Annotated in this window: 2 protein-coding genes; one reads left to right on the plus strand and one right to left on the minus strand. The window is 66.6% G+C overall.

From position 1 onward, the window contains the following. Window positions 1-2,593: diguanylate cyclase (locus NTX40_07450; protein ID MCX5648914.1), on the plus strand; the 2,593-nt coding region annotated here is incomplete at its 5' end. A 142-nt stretch (window positions 2,594-2,735) separates the two neighbouring features. Here NTX40_07450 and NTX40_07455 read toward each other — a convergent pair. Then, window positions 2,736-3,032 (minus strand): hypothetical protein (locus NTX40_07455; protein ID MCX5648915.1); only part of this gene is annotated, 297 nt, incomplete at its 5' end.

The raw sequence follows: 3,032 nt of genomic DNA on the forward strand, positions 1-3,032 counted from the left end.
CCGCGCTACGCCCGACCGCCCCATCCACCTGTCGATCCTGGTCCCGATCTTCGACGAACGGGACGGCAGCCGGCCTTTGGGCGTTCTCGTCCTTCGCATTGATCCTGCGACCCACCTCTATCCCGACATCAGCCGCTGGCCCACGCCCAGCCGGACGGCCGAGACTCTGCTCGTCCGCCGGGATGGAAACGATGCGCTCTTCCTGAACGACCTCAGGTTCCGGAAGAACGCCGCCCTCAACCTGCGTGTCTCGTTGGAGGAGGGGAAAGACCTCCCCGTCGTCAAGGCGGCGATGGGAGAGGAAGGAATCGTGGAAGGGACGGACTACCGGGGCGAGCCGGTGATTGCCGCCGTCCGCGCCGTCCCCGACTCGCCCTGGTTCCTGGTCGGCCGCATGGATGCCGCCGAAGTGTACGCGCCAGTGAGAGAACAACTGTGGGTGACGGCTGTTGCCGTCGGCGTCCTGGTCCTCGGCACGGGTGCAGGCATCGGGCTGGTCTGGCGGCAGCAGAGCGTGCGCTTCTACCGCGAGAGATCTCGGGTGGCCGACGCCCTGCGCGAGAGCGAGGAAGACCTGTCGATTACCCTGCACTCCATCGGGGACGCGGTGATTGCCACGGACACCGCCGGCCGAGTGGTTCGGATGAACCCGGCGGCGGAACGGTTGACGGGCTGGCCGCTGGCGGAAACCGTCGGCAAACCGCTGGCCGAGATTTTCCGCATCATCAACGTCCTAACCCGCGAACCGGCCTCCGATCCCCTGGCCAAGGCTTTGGCAACCGGCGAAGTTGTCGTACTGACGAACGACACGGCCCTGATCGCCCGCGACGGCGCGGAACGCCAGATCGCCGACAGTGCCGCGCCCATCCGCGACGCCCAAGGCCGCATCCGAGGCGCGGTGCTGGTATTCCACGACGTGACCGCCCAATACGCGGTCAAGAAGGCCCTGCGGGAGAGCGAGGAACGGTATCGCTCGCTCTACGCCACCTCCCAAGACGCCATCATAATAGCGTCGCCGGATAAGTGTTTTCTTGCCGGGAATCCAGCGGCTATCGGACTATTCGGCTGCCGGGACGAGGAGGACTTCACACGCCGAACACTGGCGGACCTATCCCCGGAACGTCAGCCGGATGGGGTTCCGTCATCGGACAAGGCTCAGGAGATGATGGGGTTGGCTCTGGAGAAGGGTTCGCATTTCTTCGAATGGACACACAAACGAGTGGACGGCACGGAGTTCCCGGCCACGGTATTGCTCTCAAAGTTCGAGGCGGGCGGCACACGGATCTTGCAGGCGACCGTGCGCGACATCACCGTGAGCAAGCGGGCCGAGGAGGCTCTCCAGCAGGCCAACACGCGCCTCGAGGAACTCGCCACGACGGACGACCTGACGGGCCTGGCCAACCGCCGAGGGTTCATGGCAGCCATCGGCCTGGAAACGGAACGGGCAAGGCGTTACGGGTCCGATCTCGCCCTCGCCATGATCGATGTGGACGGCTTCAAGGCGATCAATGACGTGTGCGGCCACGTGTTCGGCGACCGGGTCCTTGTGGAGGTCGCCAGGGCGATTGAAGAAGGCGCCCGCGCGGCCGACCTCGTCGCACGCTACGGGGGCGACGAAATCATCGTCCTCATGCCGAACACCGATGCCCGGGAGGCCGTCAGCGCCGTCGAACGCATCCGTCGCAGCATTGCCGGCCGCGTGATCTCCGACGGCCAACGCTCCCTCCAGGTCGCCATCAGCGCGGGCGTCAGCGCCCTGGACTCCAAGGACCGCACGGCCGGACCGGACCTCCTGATCCGCCAGGCCGACGAGGCGCTCTACGCCGCCAAGCACGCCGGCGGAAACGTCGCGAAAACCTGGAACGAGATCACCGAGGACCGGGCGGGAGAAATCCCCGACGAGGCCGCCGGCGTCGAGGACCTTCAGCGAAAGGTGGCCGGCCTCTCGCTTCAGGCGAAGGAAATGGTCGTCCAGAGCCTCTGGGGCCTCGTCCACGCCCTCGAAGCCCGCGACTCGTACACGAAGGCCCACTCGGCGAACGTCACCCGCTACGCCGTCGCCATCGCGGAGACGCTGGAACTCGACCCCGAGGAGACGGGCGTCATTCGCCGCGCCGCCATGGTCCACGACATCGGCAAGATCGCCGTCCCCGACAGCATCCTGCGGAAACGCGGGGCGCTCGACGACCACGAGCGCCGCATCATGCAGGGCCACGTCCTGGCCGGCGTCAAGATTATCGACCAGATGCGATTTCTCGACCGGGAGGTTCCGCTCGTCCGCCATCATCACGAATGGTGGAAAGGCGAGGGTTACCCGGACGGCATCGCGGGCGAGGCCATTCCCCTGGGCGCGCGCATCCTCGCCGTCGCCGACGCCTTCGACGCCATCACGTCCAACCGCGTCTATCGCAACGCGCGCAGCGTGTCGGATGCCCTGCGAATCCTGGTTGAAGAATCCGGTCGCCAGTTCGCCCCCGGCGTCGTCGACGCCATGGTCAAGTGGGTCCTGGCAACCGGCCGCGAACTCGGCAAGGAAAGCGACCTGGTGGTCGCCGACCTGCTGGAAACGCCTGCCGTTTCCGTTCCGGTCTAGCGCTACTTTGTCAACTCCGCTCCTCGACAGGTAAGCGGAGGCGCGGTGGCCATTCTTGGCCACCGCGCGGCGTCCCGCCGGGACGCCGCGCTATCCCCCCTCTCGGCGGCGCGAAGTTGACAAAGTAGCACTGGCCGGCGTTCTATTTCTCGGGTGTTGTCGGCGCCTCCAGGTCCGTGAAGAGTGTCTTCACCTGCGCGTCGTCGAGTTCCTCGATTCCTTCGTCGGCGTCCACGAGGACGGCCTGGTTGCGGGCCGTCACGATGACCGCCCGCTGGCCGAGGCTGAAAATCTCCCGGAGGTCCGTCCGCTCCCGCGCGAGGCGGAAGTAGGCGTTGGAGCCCCAGCGGACCTTCGTCACCTTCTCGGTCCCCTGGAACTGGTCGTCCACCCAGACGCCGCGATAGTTCGCCACCTGCCGGTTCCCGCGCTGCTGCAC

It is taken from the genome of Planctomycetota bacterium (assembly GCA_026387035.1).
Lineage (GTDB): Bacteria > Planctomycetota > Phycisphaerae > FEN-1346 > FEN-1346 > JAPLMM01.